This is a genomic window from Pelagibius sp. (genome assembly GCF_028289705.1).
Taxonomy (GTDB): domain Bacteria; phylum Pseudomonadota; class Alphaproteobacteria; order Kiloniellales; family Kiloniellaceae; genus Pelagibius.
In genome coordinates this window covers 1-18,984 of sequence record NZ_JANQOI010000169.1, presented here as the reverse complement: position 1 = coordinate 18,984, position 18,984 = coordinate 1, and the positions used below count along the sequence as shown (strand labels likewise).

15 protein-coding genes and 1 pseudogene are annotated in these 18,984 nt (G+C 67.5%); 3 read left to right on the top strand and 13 right to left on the bottom strand.

Annotated elements, in window-relative coordinates:
- Window positions 1-10: 10 nt before the first annotated feature.
- The 9 genes from phoB to tcuA all read right to left on the bottom strand — a co-directional run bounded on the left by phoB (window position 11) and on the right by tcuA (window position 10,707).
- Window positions 11-703, bottom strand: a complete 693-nt coding sequence (gene phoB, locus Q0996_RS21030) for a phosphate regulon transcriptional regulator PhoB (RefSeq protein WP_299624466.1) — start codon at window positions 701-703, stop codon at window positions 11-13.
- A complete protein-coding gene (phoU, locus tag Q0996_RS21025) occupies window positions 700-1,455 on the bottom strand; it encodes a phosphate signaling complex protein PhoU (protein ID WP_299624464.1) in 756 nt (251 codons plus the stop codon). Before phoU ends, phoB begins: the two co-directional genes overlap by 4 nt.
- A gap of 55 nt (window positions 1,456-1,510) precedes the next feature.
- Window positions 1,511-2,314, bottom strand: coding sequence for a phosphate ABC transporter ATP-binding protein PstB (gene pstB, locus Q0996_RS21020; RefSeq protein ID WP_299624461.1), 804 nt, complete (start codon window positions 2,312-2,314; stop codon window positions 1,511-1,513).
- Between the two features lie 28 nt (window positions 2,315-2,342).
- Window positions 2,343-3,647 (bottom strand): phosphate ABC transporter permease PstA, encoded by a 1,305-nt coding sequence (gene pstA / locus Q0996_RS21015; RefSeq protein ID WP_299624458.1) that lies wholly within the window; start codon window positions 3,645-3,647, stop codon window positions 2,343-2,345.
- Entirely contained in the window at window positions 3,640-5,022 is a 1,383-nt protein-coding gene (gene pstC, locus Q0996_RS21010) for a phosphate ABC transporter permease subunit PstC (protein ID WP_299624455.1), read from the bottom strand. The genes pstA and pstC overlap by 8 nt, the downstream gene beginning before the upstream one ends.
- Window positions 5,023-5,240: 218 nt before the next feature.
- Window positions 5,241-6,242, bottom strand: coding sequence for a PstS family phosphate ABC transporter substrate-binding protein (locus Q0996_RS21005; protein ID WP_299624452.1), 1,002 nt, complete (start codon window positions 6,240-6,242; stop codon window positions 5,241-5,243).
- A 250-nt stretch (window positions 6,243-6,492) separates the two neighbouring features.
- Window positions 6,493-7,995, bottom strand: coding sequence for an ATP-binding protein (locus Q0996_RS21000; protein WP_299624449.1), 1,503 nt, complete (start codon window positions 7,993-7,995; stop codon window positions 6,493-6,495).
- A gap of 146 nt (window positions 7,996-8,141) precedes the next feature.
- Window positions 8,142-9,323, bottom strand: coding sequence for a tricarballylate utilization 4Fe-4S protein TcuB (gene tcuB / locus Q0996_RS20995; RefSeq protein ID WP_299624446.1), 1,182 nt, complete (start codon window positions 9,321-9,323; stop codon window positions 8,142-8,144).
- On the bottom strand, window positions 9,310-10,707 hold the full coding sequence (gene tcuA, locus Q0996_RS20990) for an FAD-dependent tricarballylate dehydrogenase TcuA (protein ID WP_299624445.1): 1,398 nt from the start codon (window positions 10,705-10,707) through the stop codon (window positions 9,310-9,312). Before tcuA ends, tcuB begins: the two co-directional genes overlap by 14 nt.
- A 118-nt stretch (window positions 10,708-10,825) precedes the next feature.
- Here tcuA and Q0996_RS20985 point away from each other — a divergent pair, with 118 nt between their 5' ends.
- Complete coding sequence (locus Q0996_RS20985) at window positions 10,826-11,527, top strand: GntR family transcriptional regulator (RefSeq protein WP_299624443.1); 702 nt, start codon at window positions 10,826-10,828, stop codon at window positions 11,525-11,527.
- Here the strand turns inward: Q0996_RS20985 and Q0996_RS20980 are convergent.
- The 3 genes from Q0996_RS20980 to Q0996_RS20970 form a co-directional block, all read right to left on the bottom strand.
- A complete protein-coding gene (locus Q0996_RS20980) occupies window positions 11,500-11,847 on the bottom strand; it encodes a hypothetical protein (RefSeq protein WP_299624440.1) in 348 nt (115 codons plus the stop codon). The genes Q0996_RS20985 and Q0996_RS20980 overlap by 28 nt on opposite strands.
- Window positions 11,848-11,933: 86 nt before the next feature.
- Window positions 11,934-14,207 (bottom strand): NADP-dependent malic enzyme, encoded by a 2,274-nt coding sequence (locus tag Q0996_RS20975; protein WP_299624437.1) that lies wholly within the window; start codon window positions 14,205-14,207, stop codon window positions 11,934-11,936.
- A 169-nt stretch (window positions 14,208-14,376) separates the two neighbouring features.
- Window positions 14,377-14,892, bottom strand: a complete 516-nt coding sequence (locus Q0996_RS20970; protein ID WP_299624434.1) for a hypothetical protein — start codon at window positions 14,890-14,892, stop codon at window positions 14,377-14,379.
- Window positions 14,893-15,154: 262 nt separating this feature from the next.
- On the opposite strand from Q0996_RS20970, the gene mutS reads away from it, so the two are divergent.
- Window positions 15,155-17,806 carry a DNA mismatch repair protein MutS gene (gene mutS / locus Q0996_RS20965; protein WP_322096773.1) on the top strand — a complete coding sequence of 884 codons (2,652 nt, stop codon included), beginning with the start codon at window positions 15,155-15,157 and terminating at the stop codon, window positions 17,804-17,806.
- Window positions 17,807-18,078: 272 nt separating this feature from the next.
- On the opposite strand, the gene Q0996_RS20960 is transcribed toward mutS, so the two are convergent.
- Window positions 18,079-18,576 carry a hypothetical protein gene (locus tag Q0996_RS20960; protein WP_299624428.1) on the bottom strand — a complete coding sequence of 166 codons (498 nt, stop codon included), beginning with the start codon at window positions 18,574-18,576 and terminating at the stop codon, window positions 18,079-18,081.
- A 77-nt stretch (window positions 18,577-18,653) separates the two neighbouring features.
- Here Q0996_RS20960 and Q0996_RS20955 point away from each other — a divergent pair.
- Window positions 18,654-18,984 (top strand): annotated as a pseudogene (locus tag Q0996_RS20955) (hypothetical protein); the annotation flags it as partial.

The following is an 18,984-nucleotide window of genomic DNA, read 5'->3' as shown; positions in this document are numbered from 1 at the left end:
GCGGTGCGGCTCAGTGGCCGGGCCGATCCAGGGAATAACCGGCGGAGCGCACGGTGCGGATCAGGTCGTTGCTGCCGTCCTGGTTCAGGGCCTTGCGCAGCCGGCGGATGTGCACGTCGACGGTGCGCGGCTCCACGTAGACATCGCGGCCCCAGACCGAGTCGAGAAGCTGTTCGCGGGTGAAGACCCGCCCCGGGTTCTGCATCAGATGGCGCAGCAGGCGGAACTCCGTCGGCCCGAGATGGATGTCGTGGCCGTTGCGGCGCACGCGGTGCGCCGCCAGATCCATGGCGAGATCCTCGAAGGTCAGCATCTCGCTGCTGAGCTCAGGCTTGCTGCGGCGCAGGACCGCGTGGATGCGGGCGATCAGCTCGGCCGGCGAGAAGGGCTTGGTGATGTAGTCGTCGCAGCCGCTGTCGAGACCGCGCAGCTTGTCGGTCTCCTCGCCGCGGGCGGTCAGCATGATGATGGGCACCCGCCGGGTGTCGGGCTTGCTGCGCAACTGGCGGCAGACCTCAATCCCGGACATCAGCGGCAGCATCCAGTCCAGCAGGATCAGGTCCGGCACCTCTTCGGCGGCCGCGACCAGTGCCTCTTCGCCGTCGCCGGCGCTGTTCACGCGAAAGCCGGCGCCTTCCAGGTTGTAGCGCAACATGGTGACCAGGGCTTCCTGGTCCTCGATGATCAGAACCAGAGGTTTCACGCTCCCTTTTTCTCCTTTCTCTTCTTGCCCTCCGCCCCTTCGTCTTCCGGACTGACCACCTGGAAGCTCGTGGTGTCGCTCTTCGGGCGACCGCCCTCGATGCGCTTGCCGGTGGCCAGGTAGTAGGTGGTTTCCGCGATGTTGGTTGCGTGATCGCCGATCCGCTCGATGTTCTTGGCGACGAACAGCAGATGGGTGCACGGCGTAATGTTGCGCGGGTCCTCCATCATGTAGGTCAGCAGCTCGCGGAACAAGGCGGTGTACATCTCGTCGACTTCTTCGTCGCGGTGCCAGACGTCCATGGCGCGGCCGGAGTCGTGATTGGCATAGGCGTCCAGCACGTCCTTGATGATCGCCTGCACCAGTTTGGCCATGCGCGGGATGGAGCGCGCCGCCTCGTGATGCGCCAACTGATTGAGGGCGATGGTGCGCTTGGCGATGTTCTTCGCGTAGTCGCCGATGCGTTCCAGATCGCTGGAGATCTTCAGGGCGGAGATGACTTCGCGCAGGTCGTTGGCCATGGGCTGGCGCAAGGCGAGCGTCCGCACCGCGTTCTCGTCCAGCTCCAGGTCCATCTGGTCGACCGCCTCGTCGCCCTCGACGACCTTCTCGGCCAGCGCCGTGTCGCGGCGCACCAGGGCGTCGATGGACCCGGCAAGCTGTGCTTCGGCCACGCCGCCCATGCGAAGCACCACGGCATTCAGTTGCTGCAGTTCCTCGTCGAAGGACTTGACGATGTGTTCGCTGTTCATAAAGGCGGGTCCTCGGGCTTCGCGGTGAGGGGTGGGCTATCGCATTGACCGGGTATCAGCCGAAGCGTCCGGTGATGTAGCCCTGGGTCCGCTCGTCGCGCGGATTGGTGAAGAGCTGCTCGGTGTCGCCCACCTCCACAAGGATTCCCAGGTGGAAGAAGGCGGTCTTCTGCGAGACGCGGGCGGCCTGCTGCATGGAGTGAGTGACGATGACGATGGTGAAGTTCTGCCGCAGTTCGTCGATCAGTTCCTCGATTTTCGCCGTGGCAATGGGGTCGAGCGCCGAACAGGGTTCGTCCATCAGGATCACTTCCGGGTTCACCGCGATGGCGCGGGCGATGCAGAGGCGCTGCTGCTGACCGCCCGACAGACCGGTGCCCGGCGATGCCAGGCGGTCCTTTACCTCTTCCCAAAGCCCCGCGCGGGTGAGGCTGATCTCGACGATGTCGTCCAGCTCCGACTTGCTTTCGGCGATGCCGTGCAGGCGGGGCCCATAGGCGATGTTGTCGTAGATCGACTTGGGGAAGGGATTGGGTTTCTGGAACACCATCCCGACCCGGGCGCGGAGCTGCACCACGTCCAGGCGCGCATCGTAGATGTCGGCCCCGTCCAGCGCGATGTCGCCCTCGACCCGGCAGCCGTCGATCACGTCGTTCATCCGGTTGAGGCACCGCAGGAATGTGGATTTCCCGCAGCCGGAGGGTCCGATCAGGGAGGTCACCTGGTGCTCGCCGATGTCCAGGTCCACCTCTTTGAGGGCCTTGGTTTGGCCGTAGTAGACGTCCACATTGCGCGCGCTCATCTTCGGTGAGGGGCGCAGGGCCGATTGCGAGGCTGTGGCGTCTGCGACGGCTTCCATCACGCTCTCCATTCTCTTTTCCCTCTCTCTACCACTGACGCTCGAAGCGCTTGCGCAGCAGGACGGCGAGCGCGTTCATGAAAATCAGGAAGGCCAGGAGCACCATGATCGCGCCGTTGGTCTTTTCGACGAAGGCGCGCTCCGGCGCGTCGGCCCAAAGGAAGATCTGCACCGGCAGCACGGTGGCCGGGTCGGTGACGCCCCCGGGCACGTCGACGATGAAGGCGACCATGCCGATCATCAAGAGGGGCGCCGTCTCGCCCAGGGCCTGGGCCATGCCGATGATGGTCCCGGTCATGATGCCGGGCAGCGCCAGCGGCAGCACGTGATGGGTGACCACCTGCAAACGCGACGCGCCGACGCCGAGGGCGGCTTCGCGGATCGAGGGCGGCACGGCCTTCAGGGCGGCGCGCCCGGCGATGATGATGGTGGGCAGGGTCATCAGGGCGAGGACCATGCCGCCGACCAGGGGGGCCGAGCGCGGCAACCCGAAGAAGCCGAGAAACACGGCGAGGCCGAGCAGGCCGAAGATGATCGAGGGCACCGCGGCCAGGTTGTTGATGTTCACCTCGATCAGGTCGGTCCACTTGTTCTTCGGCGCGAACTCCTCCAGGTAGACCGCCGAGAGCACGCCGACCGGGAAGGTGAGGGCCAGGGTGATCAGCAGGGTAAAGAAGGAGCCCACCACCGCGCCCCAGATGCCGGCCTGCTCCGGCTCGCGGGAGTCGCCGGCGGTGAAGAAGGTTGTGTTGAACCGAGTCTCGACCCCGTTGTCCGCCTCGAAGGATTCGATCCAGACAATCTCGTTATCTTTCACCCGGCGGTCCGACTCAGGCAGCGTGCGATCGATGTAACCCTTCACCAGACTGTCGATATCGTCGGAGGACTTCACCCAGATGGTCTGGTTGGTGCCGATGATGGAGAGATCGTCCAGCACCCGGTCGCGGACGTCCAGCCCGGCGCCGTTGGAGACGATGCCGTAGAGCTTGATGCGGTCGCGCCGGCCGGTCACTTCGGGAAAGCGCTCGCGCAGGCTCTTTTTGATCAGGCCCTGGAAGTCGGCCCGGGCGATGATCTCCGGGTCGTTGGTCCCCTGCGGGTCGATGACCTCCGGGTCGAGGTAGACGGGGACCGCCAGGTGGGTCTGCACGAAGGCGGTATAGCCGTTCAGAACGATGGTGCCGATGAGCAGCCCAAGGATTCCCAGCGCCGCGAAGATGGCCACCAGACCATAGAGGCGGAATCGCTTCTCTGCCGCGTAGCGGCGCTTCAACCGCCCTTCCGAGAGGTCGGCGCGGCGTATGAGCGCAGCAGGTGCCGTGCTATCAGTCATACTTCTCTCGATACCTCCGGACCACGTTCAGGGCGATGACGTTGAGGGTCAGGGTGACGGCGAAGAGCACCAGGCCCAGGGCGAAGGCCGCCAGGGTCTTGGCGCTGTCGAACTCCTGGTCGCCGACCAGCAGGGTAACGATCTGCACCGTGACGGTGGTCACGGCTTCCAGCGGATCGGCGGTCAGATTGGCCGCCAGGCCCGCGGCCATGACCACGATCATGGTCTCGCCGATGGCCCGGCTCATGGCGAGCAGCAGGCTGCCGACGATGCCGGGCAGCGCTGCCGGGAAGATCACCTGCTTGATGGTCTCCGACTTCGTCGCGCCCAGCGCATAGGCGCCGTCGCGCAGGGCCCGCGGCACCGCGTTCATCACATCGTCGCTGAGCGAGGAAACGAAGGGGATGATCATGATCCCCATCACCATGCCGGCGGCCAGGGCGGACTCCGAGGAAACCGACAGGCCCAGGGACTCGCCGGTGCGCCGGATGAAGGGCGCGACCGTGAGGGCGGCGAAGAAGCCGTAAACGACGGTGGGCACACCGGCCAGGATCTCCAGCATCGGCTTGACGATGGCGCGCATCCGCGGCGGCGCATATTCCGACATGTAGATCGCCGAGAAGAGGCCGATGGGCACGGCGACGCACATGGCGATGAAGGTGATCATCAAGGTGCCGGCGAACAGCGGAATGGCGCCGAACGCGCCGGAGGCGCCGACCTGGTCGGCGCGCAACGCGGTCTGCGGGCTCCATTCCAGCCCGAAGAGGAATTCGGTGAAGGGGACCCGGGCGAAGAACCGCATGGCCTCGAAGAGCAGCGACAGCACGATGCCGACAGTGGTCAGGATGGCGATGGTCGAGGCGATGATCATCAGGATGCTGACCGTGCGCTCGACCAGATTGCGCGCGCGCAGGGTCGGCGCGATACGCTTGCGGGCGAAGGCCAGCCCGGCCAGCGCCACGGCGATGGCGACCACCACCATGGCCGCGTTGCCCACCTGGCGCACGGTCGCGTAGCCGTCGGCCGCGCTCTGCAGCGCCGTGTCGACCTCGCGGCTGACGATGTTGCCGGAGGCCAGGTTCTTGACGTCGTTGATGAGCAGGGACAGGCGCTCGGGGGACAGGGCCTTGGCGTCCGCCGGCAGGCTGTTGACCAGCATCCACTCGGCGACCCGCGGCTCGATGATCAGCCAGAGCGCCATCAGCACCAGACTGGGAATGCCGCACCAGAGGGCCACGTAGAGGCCGTAGTAGGGCGGCCGCGAGTGCAGGGTCGAGGGATGGCCGCCGCTGACCGAGCGCGCCCGGCGTTGCCCGAACATGTAGCCGAAGGACGCCAGCGTCAGCAGGATGGCAATGAGAATGAAGCTGTTCATGGCGACCCACCGGATCTAAGGACCACTGGGACAGGCTCGGCAGACTGGGGATTATCGGCGGTCTAATCGAACCGCCTGTCTTCTTCCGTTGCCCACGACGCCGGCCCCTGCGGGTCCTCGCTGTCCCCTGTCTCTCGATTGCACCGTTAAAGTCACTAAAGAAAGGACCGAAAGTCCGCCGGCGGAGCGCTCGATCGGCTCCGCCGGCGACACTTCGATTACATGCTCAGCGGCGCAAGACCGTTGGCAGCCTTCATCATGGCGCTGCGGTCATCCGACGGCAGCGGGATCAGACCCTTTTCCACCAGATAACCTTCGTCGCCCCAGGCCTTGTCCGAGGTGAACTCGGAAACGAACTCCTTGATGCCGGGGATCGTGCCGACATGCTCCTGCTTCACATAGAAGTACAGCGAGCGGGAGATGCCGTATTCGCCGGAGGCGATGTTCTCGAACTCCGGAGCGACACCGCCGACCGTAGCGCCGTGCAGCTTGTCGGCGTTCTGGTCGAGGAAGCTGAAGCCGAAGATGCCGAGAGCCTGCGGATTGGCTTCCAGCTTCTGAACGATCAGGTTGTCGTTCTCGCCGGCCTCGACGAAGGCACCGTCCTCACGCACGGAGTGCGCAGCGGCCTTGAAGGCGGCCTTGTCCAGGGCCTTGATCTCCGGGAACTGCTTGGCGGCCGACTCCATCACCAGCTCGACGAAGGCGTCGCGGGTGCCGCTGGTCGGCGGCGGGCCCAGCACCTCGATCTTCTCGGCCGGCAGCGACAGGTCGATGTCGCTCCACAGCTTGTTCGGATTGGGGATCAGCTTGCCGTCGACCGGGATCTCCTTGGCCAGCGCCAGGAAGATCTGCTTCTTGGTCAGGGCGAAGGGCTTGTGGGCCTTGGAGTTGGCCAGCACGATGCCGTCGAAGCCGATCTTCACCTCGGTGATGGTGATGCCGTTCTCGGTGCACTTGGAGAACTCGGACTGCTTGATACGCCGCGAGGCGTTGGTGATGTCCGGATGCTCGGTGCCGACGCCGGCGCAGAACAGCTTCATGCCGCCGCCGGAACCGGTGCTCTCGACCACCGGGGTCTTGAAGCCGCTCGAGCGGCCGAAGTTCTCAGCCACTGCGGTTGAGAAGGGGAACACCGTCGACGAACCGACGATGCGGATCTGATCACGCGCCTCGGCAATGGCAGGCGCCACCACGACCAGGCCGGCAACTGCCGCCATGGCTAGCGATTTCTTGATCACGGGGAATACCTCCGCTGAATGCCCATTAGTGAAAACCGTCTCAACGTTGCTTGCCGGCCAGAGACTGGCGCGGTCTCGGAACAACGCATGTGCCGGCCTCTCACCGGCGGGCCCAACCTACGTTTGCTCGGCGATGGTATTACTGCAGTTTTGTTACACTTAGATGACAGAAACCGGGATTCTGCAAAAAAGTAGTGGAATTTTAAGATCCTGACCGGCCAGGGAAATTCTACGATGCCTGGGGCTGTGAGGCGGACAAGGATATTTCCGGTTTCGCGGCGCTGGGCAGGTAGACCGAGAAGGTCGCCCCTTCGTTGAGGCGGCTTTCGATCTCCAGCACGCCGCGGTGGCGGTTGACAATATGCTTGACGATGGCCAGGCCCAGCCCGGTGCCGCCGAGGCGCCGCGAGCGGCGGGAATCGACGCGGTAAAAGCGCTCCGTCAGGCGCGGGATATGCTCCCGCTCGATGCCTTCGCCCTCGTTGAAGACGGATATCTTCACCCCGGCCCGCCCGAGGCGGCGCTCCCCGGCCCCGCCCTTTGCCAGGGGGCGCGCCGAGACGCGGATCACCGTATCCTCCTGGCCGTACTTCAGGGCGTTGTCGAAGAGGTTCTGGAACACCTGGGTCAGCTCGTCGTGGACGCCGATCACCGGGGGCAGCGGCTCGCAAGCGATCTCGATGCGCATGGCGTTGCGCGCGGCCTCCAGCTCCAGGGTCGAGGCCACCGAGCGCAGCGTTCGCTCGACATCGCATTGGCCGTCCGGCGGCGTGTGCTCCTGCAGCTCGATGCGCGACAGCGACAGCAGGTCGTCCACCAGGCGCGACATGCGATGGGACTGGACCTCCATGATCTTCAGGAAGCGCCCCTGCGCCTCCAGGTCGTCGCGCGCCGGGCCGCGCAGGGTCTCGATGAAGCCGATCAGGCTGGACAGCGGCGTGCGCAGTTCATGGCTGACATTGGCGACGAAATCGGCGCGCATGCGCTCGGTCTGTTTCACCCCGGTCAGATCGTAAAGGGCGATCATCACACGGGCCTGCTGGGGGGCCGTCATCGGCAGGCGCAGCACCCGCGCGGCGATGCTGCGTTCGACCTTGCCGGGGATGGCGAACTCCACGGCCTCCTGCTCGCCGCCTTCCAGCACCGCGTCGACGGCGGCCAGCAAGGTGGGATTGCGGATGCTGAGCGCCAGGTCCCGCCCGGCCGGGTCGTGGCCCAGCAGCGCTTCGGCGGCGGGATTGAGGCGCAGCACCCGGCGGTTCTCGGCCACCAGGATCAGCGGGTCCGGCAGCCCTGCCAGCACCGCGGCGTTCATGGCCATGGTGTCTTGCAGGTCGCGGCGCCGCGCGCGCTGCTCGCGGGCGGTCTCGGCGATGGCGTCGCTCAGGCCCGGCGACAGCAGGTCGCCGCCTGAGGGCGCGGCGGGCAGCGGCCCGTCGTCGCCGGCTTCGCGCAGGCGGCTGAGATAGCGGGTGAGCGAGCGCACGCGGCGCAGGTGCTGATTGAGCATGGCGGCCATCAGCAGCGCGATCACCGCACCGCTGATCGCCGCATCGGAAAGACTCAGCTTGCCGGTCAAGACCAGGACCAGCAGCACAAGGACGATCGGGGCGGAGAGCACCAGGGTCACGAGCAGCAGCGCGCCGCCCTTCTGGCTGGCATTCAAAGCGGTCCCGGAAGCCGCGTCCGCTGCCTGATGCTCAGGAGTATTGGGTCGGGAATCTAAGCTCATCCAGTCTCAGCCGGCCTGCCCGTCCGTCACGGCTAATCCAAATCATCAGATTAGCAACTCTCTATGACAAGATTCGCATATAAGCGCAAAGCCTTGTCGTGCGAAGGATTGGCACTGCGCGAGGACCCCGGCCTCGGTCCGAGACGTCAGGCCGCGTCCCGCCGAGCGCTTGCCGCGGCCTCCGGGTCCGGGGCAGCGGCGGGAGCGGGGGTCATCCTGGCCCCGTGCCGGGTCTCCAAGGCATGGGCGATGAGGGCCACCAGGCGATAGAAGCCGTGGGCGAACTTGCCGTAGGGCAGGGTGAGGAACAGGCCGAGGACGATGCCCAGGTGGATCGACAAGAGGGTGCCGAGAAGCGTCGTGCCCTTGGCAAGCATGAGGGCGAGGCCGGTGGCGCTGGTCAGCAGCAGCAGCCAAAGAAAGGCCCGGTCCATGCCGCCGCTGTCCTTGTCGACCGCCGCCGGGTCGGCCTTGTGCTTCAGCCAGAGCAGGCCGGCGGGCCCGATCAGCAGGCCAATGCCGCCGCTGATCCCCAGGATCTTCGGCAGGCTCGTGTAGCCGTAGGGCGCGATCCAGCCGAAGCCGTAGTGGTAGAGCGTGCCGACGCAGGTCGCGGCGAAACACAGCAGGAAGCCGTAGAAGGTCAGGTGGTGAAAGCGCCGCCGTGCCAGCGAGGGCCGCTCGCCGGGGTAGGTGCAGCCCTCCCCGGCGCCGCCGTCGAGATACTTCAGAGTCAGCGCATCGCGCACCGCCTGAAGGACCTGAGGCCCGCCGACGCCCAGCGGCGCCGGAAGCCCCAGCGCCCGCCAATAGCGGACGACGCCCATGACCAGCGCCAACAGCACGAAGAGCCCGACCAGCCCGAACAGTCCCGCCATCACCTGGTGCGGGATGACGCCATAGAACCCTTCGGGATGGACGGCGAAGAAATCGGCCGGGCCGCCGATCAGGGCGGTGCCGGCGATGAAAACCACCAGCGCCAGCGTGGCCAGCGCCGCCACCCAGGTCCCGTTGCCATGAAAGACGCGGCCCATGAAGGCCGGCCAGGCGTAGGCGGCGTAGGTTTCCTTGCGCAGCTTAGCGAAGGTGCGCGGCACATTGACGGCGAAGTCGTGGGGCTCGGCGTACTGACAGTGGTGATAGCAGGCCCCGCAGTTGTGGCAGAGGTTCGCCAGGTATTCGAGGTCTGGCGCGGCGAAGTCGAGGCGCCGCTCCATGGCCGGAAAGACGGCGCAGTGGCCCTCGCAGTAGCGGCAGGCGTTGCAGATCGTCATGATCCGCTCAGCCTCGTCCAGCACGTCTTGGTCGCGGATGTCAGTTAAGCGCATGGGCGGCGGCCTCCTTGCCCGCGATGCGCCCGAAGACGCTGCCGATGGTCATGCCGATGCCGGCGAGATAGCCCTCGCCCAGGATGTTGCCGGCCATGATCTCCCCGGCGGCGAAGACATTGGCCGAGGGTTTGCCGTCGGCCATGAGCATCTGGGCGCGCGCGTTCACGCCGACCCCCAGGTAGGTGAAGGTGATGCCGGGGCGCAGGGCATAAGCCCTGAAGGGCGGCCGGTCGATGGCCTGGGCCCAGTGGCTCTTATCGACGGCCAGGCCCTCGGTGCGGCAGTCGTCCAGCGCCGTGTGGTCAAAGGTCCCGGGGCGCACCGCGGCATTGAACTCTGAAATGGTGCGTTCCAGCGTTGCCGGCTCGAGGCCGATCTTCACCGCCAGTTCGGCGATGGTTCCGGCGCGCTCCGGCGGAAAGACCGGCGGCATGAAGCGGCCGGTCGCCTTGTCGTCGATGATCACATGGGCCAGTTGGTCGGGCTGGGCGGCCACCAGGCGCCCCCAGATGGCGTAGCGCTTGGGCCAGAAATCCTCGCCCTCGTCGTAGAAGCGCTCGCTCAGGGTGTTGACGACCACGCCCAGGGAGACGCAGTCGACCCGGGTGACGATGCCGCCGTCGAACTTCGGGGCGCGCCCGTCGATGGCCACGGCGTGGCACTGCTTGGGATCGCCGATCTGCTGGGCTCCCTTGTCCAGCAGCAGCTTCAGGAGAGCGCCCCGGTTGTAGGGCGTGCCGCGGATCAGGAAGTTGCGGGCCACCTCGCCCCAGGCTTCGGTCAGCCACTCCAGATTGGCCTCGAAGCCGCCGGCGGCGGCGATCAGGGTTTTGGCCTTCACCGCAGAGCGCTGCGTGCCCTCCCGGCCCACCAGGGCCTTTTGGAAGAAGCCGTCTTCGAACAGGAGGTCGTGCACCGGCGCGTCGTAGTGAACCACCACGCCCAGGTCGGCGGCGGCCCGGTAGAGGGCGTTCATCACCGCCTTGCCGCCGCCCATGAAAAAGGCGTTGGTGCGCCCCAGATGCAGGGTGCCGCCGAGGGCCGGCTGGAAGTGGACGCCGTGCGCGCCCAGCCAGCCGACGCTTTCCGAGGAGCGGCGAATGGTCATGCGGGCCAGGGCCTCGTCGGTCCGGCCCTTGGTCACCCGCTGCAGGTCTTCCCAGTACTCCTCTTCCAGGTAGGCCTCGGTCAGCACCGCCGTCGGCGCCTCATGCATGGCCCGCAGGTTGCGGGTGTGACGGCTGTTGCCGCCGCGGTGGCTGTGGGGCGCGGCCTCCAACACGCAGACCCTGGCCCCCGCTTCGGCGGCGCAGACCGCCGCCGTCAGGCCGGCATGGCCGCCGCCGATCACCAGCACGTCAAAGACCGTCGTCTCGCTCACAGCCTGATCCACTCTCTTTGTCTTTCTTGTATCCAGTTGTATCCAATTGTGTTCGATATTGCAAGAGCGAAGATTTTCGCGCAGTCTTGGCCCTCGACAGTTGGACTTGGTTGGCGCGATGGCCCAGGACGAAAGCACGGAAAACGGCGCGGTACCGCGCGGCGAAGCGGCTTATCGGCACCTCTTCGAGGCGATTCAGACCGGGCTGCTGAAGCCCGGCATGCGGGTGCGCGAGGTGGAGATCGCCGAGCGCTTCGGCATCAGCCGCACGCCGGTGCGCGAAGCCATTCGCCGGCTGGAAAGCGAAGGGCTGGTGGTGCACGTGCCGCGCCAGGGCGCGGTCATCAAGCAGATGGACCAGCGCGAGGTGATCGAGCTTTACGAGATGCGCGCGGCCCTGGAGGGCACGGCGGCGCAGATGGCCGCCCAGCACGCCTCAGAGGCGGAGATCCTGGAACTGGAGGAACTGAACGCCCTGATGCGGGCTGCCGCGGGGGATGACCGAAAGGTGGCCGAGGCCAACCGCCGCTTCCACGACGACCTCTACCAGGCAGCCAAGAACCCCTTCCTCATCAAGTCGGTGACCGCCCTGGCCAATGCCCTGGCGGTGCTCGGCGGGACGACGCTCCGCGACCGGGAGCGCACCGAGGCGGCCTTCGCCGAGCATCAGGAAATCCTCGAAGCCATCCGCGCCCGCGACGGCGCCCGCGCCGACCGGGCCGCCCGCGCGCATATCCTGGCCGCCCTGCGCAGCCGCATGCGCCTCATGCGCGAGGCGGAACTGCAGGACGATCAAGACACGAAGCGCGAGCGGATATAGCGGTGCAACAGCCAGTAGAGGACGACCATCACGCTGCTGGGAATCAAAAAGAGCGGCAGGAACTCGGCCGGTCTCTCGATCAGGAGCGGGAAAAAGCCGACGTGAACGAGCATCGCGATCATGAGTGCAAGGCAGCTTACTCCCCAAGCCCGAAAGCCGGCCAGGGCCCAGGGACTCAAGCGCCAGAGCCCAATCGTTACCGCCGCCGAGGTGGCGGCGTAGGCGATCATGAAGATGGCGATGTAGCTTGGCCAAATGCCGATGCCGCCGAAGAGCGCAACCGCCGCATTGGCAAACCCCGCAAAGCTCAGCCAGGCCATAAGCAGACTGAGAAGGGTGACTCCCAGGGGGCGTTTGCTAGAACTCTGCTGTGTCGGCGGTTCTTTCCCGTTTTCGCTCAGCCCGGTCAAAGCAGCTCGCCGGTGGCCAGGGACTCGTAGGCCGCAAGGGCGGCGGCGGTGACCAGGTCGTTCACCGTGGCGCCGAGCTGGACCACCTGGGCGGGCTTGTCGAGGCCGATGAGGATCGGCCCGATCACCGAGCCGCCGCCGGTCTGCTGCACCAGCTTGGCGGTGATGTTGGCCGAGTGCAGCCCGGGCATGACCAGCACGTTGGCCGGCCCGGAGAGCCGCGAGACCGGATAGATCTCCCGCATCAGGTCGTAGTTCAGGGCGACGTTGGCCTGCATCTCGCCGTCGTACTCGAAGCCGGGCTCGCGCAGGTCGAGTTCCTGGACGGCGTCGCGGATGCGCTGAGCCGCCTGGTGCAGGGGATTGCCGAAGTTGGAATAGGACAGAAGGGCGACCCGCGGCTCGTGGCCCATGGCCCGCGCCTGGGCCGCGGCCTGCATGGCGATGTCGGCCAGTTGCTGGGCGTTGGGCAGTTCGTGCACCGAGGTATCGGCGATGAAGATGGACCGCCCGCGCAGCACCATGATGGAGAGGCCGAAGACGCGCTGGCCCTTCTGCGGGTCGATGGCCCGGCGGATGTCCTCGTAGGCGACGCTGAAGCTGCGGGTCAGGCCGGTGACCATGGCGTCGGCCTCGCCGCAGGCCACCATGCAGGCGGCGAAGACGTTGCGATTCTGGTTGGCCATGCGCTGGCAGTCCCGCCGCAGAGATCCCAGCCGTCCGAGACGCCGATAGAGGTAGTCGACGTAGCGCGCGTTGTTCTTGGAGAGCCGCGCGTTGTGGATCTCCAGGGTGTTCTTGTCGAGGCCGATGGCGCGCATGGTCTCCTTCACCTGCTCCTCGCGGCCGACCAGCACCGGCGTGCCGTAGCCGGCCTGCTGAAAGGCCAGGGCGGCGCGGATGCTGCGCTCCTCCTCGCCCTCGGCGAAGACCACGCGCTTGGGGTTCTGGCGCACCTTGTCGAAGATGCGCTGCAGGCTGGAGGCCGTGGGGTCGAGCCGCGCCGAGAGCTGCTGCTCGTAAGTCCCCATGTCCTCGATGGGCTGTCGCGCGACGCCGCTGTCCATCGCCGCCCTGGCGACTGCCTTCGGCACCGCCACGATAAGTCGGGGATCGAAGGGTGCTGGAATAATGTAGTCGGGTCCGTAGCGCAGCGCCTTGCTGTGATAGGCCTGGGCCACCTCGTCGGGCACGTCTTCCTGCGCCAGTTCGGCCAGGGCCCGGGCGGCGGCGATCTTCATCTCCATGTTGATGGTCGAGGCGCGCACGTCCAGGGCGCCGCGGAAGATGTAGGGAAAGCCGAGCACGTTGTTGATTTGGTTCGGATAGTCCGAGCGACCGGTGGCGACGATGGCATCGTCGCGCAGCTCGGCCACTTCCTCCGGCGTGATCTCGGGGTCGGGGTTGGCCATGGCGAAGATGATCGGCTTGTCGGCCATGGAGCGGATCATCTTTGCGGTGAAGGCGCCCTTCACCGAAAGGCCCATGCAGACATCGGCGCCGGCCATGGCTTCGGCCAGGCTGCGGGCCTCGGTCTCCACCGCGTGGGCGGACTTCCACTGGTTCATGCCCGCTTCGCGGCCCCGGTAGATGACCCCCTTGGTGTCGCAGAGCAGCACCGAATCGTGCGGCACGCCCATGGCCTTGATCAACTCCGCGCAGGCGACGCCCGCCGCCCCGGCGCCGTTGATCACCACCCGCGCCTCTTCGATGGACCGCCCGGTCAGCGCCAGGGCGTTGATGAAGCCGGCGGCGGTGATGATGGCGGTGCCGTGCTGGTCGTCGTGGAATACGGGAATGTCCATCAGCTCCTTCAGGCGCGCTTCGATGACGAAGCACTCGGGGGCCTTGATGTCTTCCAAATTGATGCCGCCCCAGGACTTGCCGAGGAAGCGCACGCAGTTCACGAACTCGTCGACGTCGCGGGTGTCGACCTCCAGGTCGATGCCGTCGACATCGGCAAAGCGTTTGAACAGCACCGCCTTGCCTTCCATCACCGGCTTGGAGGCCTGGGCCCCCAGGTCGCCGAGGCCCAGCACGGCGGTGCCGTTGGAGATGATGGCGACGATGTTGCCCTTGGCGGTGTAGTCGTAGGCCTTGGACTCGTCGTCGCTGATCTTCAGGCAGGGGACCGCGACCCCCGGCGAGTAGGCCAGCGAGAGGTCGCGCTGTGTGGTCAGCGGCTTGGTGGCTTGAATCTCGAACTTACCAGGGCGGCCGGAAGCGTGCAGATCGAGCGCTTCGGCCTCGGTGATGCGGGTCCTGTCCATGACGTCCTCCCTCCAGGGTTCCCCAAGACTCCCGCGTCTCCCCGCATGGCCGACCGTTGGGGTGCCGGCGCCTCGGGACCTCTGGCAGAGGGCCTTGTTTTTTCAGAAATCTTAGAGAGCCCTGTTGGGAGCGTCAAAGGCCATCGGGCCCAATAGCCGCCCTTGCGGGCTAGCCGCGGAGATGGCGGTGCACGTCGGCGGCGCCGGCGTCGGCGAGGAGGCCTTCTGCCCTCACCGCCGCGGCCTCGTCGGGCACCCGCACCCACAGCAGGATCGCCCCGGACTCCAGCGCCCGGGCGAAGGCCTCCGTGTGGGGCGTCGCCCGCACCTTGTCCAGGACCTCCACCACCGCCGCGGTGCTCAGCCCGGCGGCCAGCACGCCGGCGATGGCGGCGCCCACCGGTCCGGTGGCGATGGCGATCAGGCCGGCAGCGGTCAGGGGGCCGACGTAGTTGATCTCGCCGACGAGGCCGGCGAGCGACTCCTGCCAGGCCTCGCCTGGGGTGCCGCTGGCACTGAGGGACTCGTGGGTGTCGAGGACGGAAAGATCCTCGCGGGCGAATCCCGCGGCCAGCAGGGACTCCACCGCCGCGGTAAAGCTGTGGCGTTCGGCGAAGCGGCCCACGACCTCGACCTCGCGGTCGGCCGGAAAGGCCTGGTTGTGGGCGTCTTCGTGCTGCGTCACGGCGGGGCCTCCTCCCCTGGACCAGTCGAGCGCTCGGCGCGGCCCTGCTGCCGGCGCTCCCTGGCATGGTCTCCCATTCTGACGGTCGCGGCCCGGCTTGCCTAGAGTGCCATCGCCTGTGATAACCTTTCCCCGAGCCGAAAGCCCCAAAGTCAAGAAACCCTCGACCCCTGCCCCCGGATCGATGACCGCACAATCCGTTCCTGCGGCCCAGCACAAGGACAGCCCGCGCGCCGGCCCCGCCAAGTCCGCGGTCACGCCGATGATGGCGCAGTACCTGGAGATCAAGGCGGCCCATCCGGGCAGCCTGCTGTTCTATCGCATGGGCGATTTCTACGAGCTGTTCTTCGAGGACGCGGAGAAGGCCGCTGTCGCCCTGGACATCGCGCTCACCAAACGCGGCCAGCATCAGGGCGCCGACATCCCCATGTGCGGTGTGCCGGTGCATTCCGCCGACGGCTATCTGGCAAGGCTGATCCGCAAGGGCTTCAAGGTGGCGGTCTGCGAGCAGATGGAGGACCCCGCCGAAGCCAAGAAGCGCGGCAGCAAGTCGGTGGTGCGGCGCGACGTGGTGCGGGTGGTGACCCCGGGGACCATCACCGAGGACGCGCTGCTCGACGCCCGCGCCAACAACTACCTGGCGGCGCTGGCGGAGGCCGGCGGCGCACTGGGCATCGCCTGGCTGGACATCTCCACCGGCGTGTTCCGGGCGCAGCCGCTGGAGCCGCGCGGCCTGGCCGCCACCCTGGCCCGCCTCGACCCCGGCGAGGTGATCCTGCCCGAAGCGCTGCTCGCGCGCGCCGAGTTTTCCGCCGTATTCGCCGAGCTGCGGGACCGTCTCAGCCCGCTGCCCGGCGCGCGCTTCGACAGCGGCAATGCCCGCCGGCGCCTGGAGGAGGTCTTCGAGACCAAGGCGCTCGATGCCTTCGGCGCCTTCGGGCGGGCCGAACTGGCCGCCGCCGGCGCCCTCGTCGACTACGTCGCTTTGACCCAGAAGGGGAAGATGCCGCGCCTGCTGCCGCCGCGGCGGCTGGCCGGCGGCGCGGTGATGGAGATCGACGCCGCCACGCGGCGCAATCTGGAACTGACCGAGGCCCTCAGCGGCGGACGCGAGGGCACGCTGCTGGCCACCGTCGACAGGACGGTAACGGGGGCCGGCGCCCGGCTGCTGGCGGCACGCCTGGCGGCGCCGCTGACCGATGTTCAGGCCATCGCGGCGCGCCACGACCAGCTCGACTGGTTGGTCGAGGAGGGTGATCTGCGCGCCGATCTGCGGGCCCGGCTCAAGCGCTGCCCGGACATCGAGCGGGCGCTCTCTCGCCTCAGTCTCGGGCGCGGCGGGCCGCGGGACCTGGCGGCCATTCGCGCCGCGCTCGTTGTCGCCGGCGATCTGCACGGCCTGATCACCGCGAAGGCCGGCCTCAACCCGCCCAGTCTCGAGGCCGCGGACCTTCAGGTTCTCGGCGGCCACCGGGCCCTGGTCGAACGCCTCGCCGCGGCCCTCGCCGAGGAGCCGCCGTTCCTGGCCCGCGACGGCGGCAGCATCGCGCCGGGCTATGACCCGAACCTGGATGAGCTGCGCGCCCTGCGCGACGACAGCCGCAAGCTGATCGCCGGTCTGCAGGCGCGCTATGCCAATGAGAGCGGCGTCGCCGGCCTGAAGATCAAGCACAACAACGTGCTCGGCTACTTCATCGAGGTGACGCCGACCCACGCGGCCAAGATCAAGACCGGCGGCGAGGGCCCCTTCATTCACCGCCAGACCCTCGCCTCGGCGATGCGCTTCACCACCGTCGAACTGTCGGAGCTGGAGCAGAAGATCGCCAGCGCCGCCGAACGGGCCCTGGCCTTGGAGCTTGAGATCTTCCAGGGCCTGGTCACGACCGTGCTGGCCGAGAGCGAAGGCATCGGGCGCACTGCCCAGGTGCTGGCCGCCCTGGACGTCGCCGCGGCCTTGGCCGAGCTGGCCGTCGAGCAGCGCTGGTGTCGCCCGCGCCTCGACGAGAGCGGCGCCTTCGACATCCGCGGCGGCCGCCATCCGGTGGTGGAGGCCGCCCTGGCCGCGGCGCAGGAAGGCGCTTTCGTCGCCAACGACTGCCGCTTGGAGGACGAGTCCGCCTCGTCTTCGAAAGCGGGCCGCATATGGCTGATCACCGGCCCCAACATGGCGGGCAAGAGCACCTTTCTGCGCCAGAACGCCCTCATTGCGGTCCTCGCGCAAATGGGCAGCTTCGTGCCGGCCGCCTCCGCCCATATCGGCCTGGTGGACCGCCTGTTCAGCCGGGTGGGTGCCGCCGACGATCTGGCGCGCGGCCGCTCCACCTTCATGGTGGAGATGGTGGAGACCGCGGCCATCCTCAATCAGGCGGGCCCCCGCGCCCTGATCATCCTCGACGAGATCGGCCGCGGCACGGCGACCTTCGACGGCCTCTCCATCGCCTGGGCCTGCATCGAGCACCTCGACGGCGTGAACCGCTGCCGCGCCCTCTTCGCCACCCACTACCACGAGCTGACGGCGCTCTCCGCCAAGCTGGACTCGCTGGCCTGCCATTCCATGCGGGTGAAGGAGTGGCAGGGCGACGTGGTCTTCCTGCACGAGGTGGTGGCCGGGGCCGCCGACCGCTCCTACGGCATCCATGTGGCCAAGCTGGCGGGCCTGCCCAAGGCGGCCATCGCCCGGGCGGAGGCGGTGCTGGCGACCCTGGAGCAGGGCGAGCAGGCCGGCGCGCTGTCGCGCCTCGCCGACGACCTGCCGCTCTTCGCCGCCAGCCTCGCGCAGGCCGCCGCGGAGGAGCCCCAGACCTCGGCGGTCGAAGACGCCCTGGCCGGGGTCGATGCCGACAGCCTCAGCCCGCGCGAGGCGCTGAACCTGGTCTACCGGCTGAAGGAGTTGCAGCGCTCAGAGAAAGATTGAGCGCGGCGCGCCGATATGGTTTCCGGTTTGAATCGAATTAAGCCGGTGCCGTCAGACACGAAGCATTCTCGAAGGCAGGCCCGAACGGAAGCCTTGTCTGTCAGTGCGTTCCCGCCCCCCCCCAACCGTCATTGCCGGGCTTGTTCCGGCAATCCATCGAGGTCCGGGTCTCGGTTTGTCCATGGACCCTCGGGACAAGCCCGAGGGTGACTATGGGGGTTGGTAACGGTCCGGCAAGATATTGAAATAAATAAATTACTTCAGGGAAAATCCTAAGGCGCCGGTGCTGGCAGGGTCAGGAGGCCGCTGCGGCCTGCGGCGTCGCGGTAGCGCACTTCGATGCGCCAGAAGCGATAGGCCACGGCATAGGCCTCCGGGTCGGTCAGCTTGATCCGGCCGGTGAGGTAGCGGCTGCGCCGTTCCTCGCCGTCGCCGCTGAAGAAGTAGCCGAGAGTGATGTAGGGCATGATCCCGCTGGAGGAGCCGCCGGTCGCCCCGACGCCGACGCCGGGACCCGAGGCGCCGCCGCTGCCTTCCTCGCGGGTGAAGTATTGGCGCTCGCGGGCCGGCGTCTCCGCGCCTTGCGGGTCGACCAGGACGATGGCCAGGATGGCGCGGCCCGGCGGAATGTCGTCCACCCGCACCTGCAGCCCGCCGTCGGCCACCTCGGCCGAGGCGCGCATCAGCGGCGCCGGGTCCGAGGTCCCGCAGGCGGCCAGGAAACTCAGTACACAAACGGCCTTTAGGACCGCGGCAGGGATTCGTGGCATAGTTTCCCTCCAGCTCCGGTCCCGGGCCCGAACGGGGCCTGGACAATGCGGCGGCAAAGGGCGATGTGAAGGATAGCATGGTTGCAAGCCTGGACATAATGACCCTCGGGAAGGGTGGCAAGGCGGCCGCAAACACCCCGGAGCCGGCCGATCTGCTGCGCGAGGAAAACGCCAAGGTCGTTGACCGCCGGGCGATCATCAGCCGGCGGCGCCTGCTGGCCGCGCTGGACGAGATCGCCGAACGCCACCCCCCGGGGCCGGCCCAGCGCAGCGCGGTGCTGGAGCTGCTGAAGGGCGCCCTGAGCGACGGGCGGGCGGAGGTGCGCCGGCGCTTCGAGGCCGGGGCCTCCGGCACCGCCACGGTGCGCGCCGAATCCTATCTGGTCGATCAGCTCGTGCGCGTGGTCT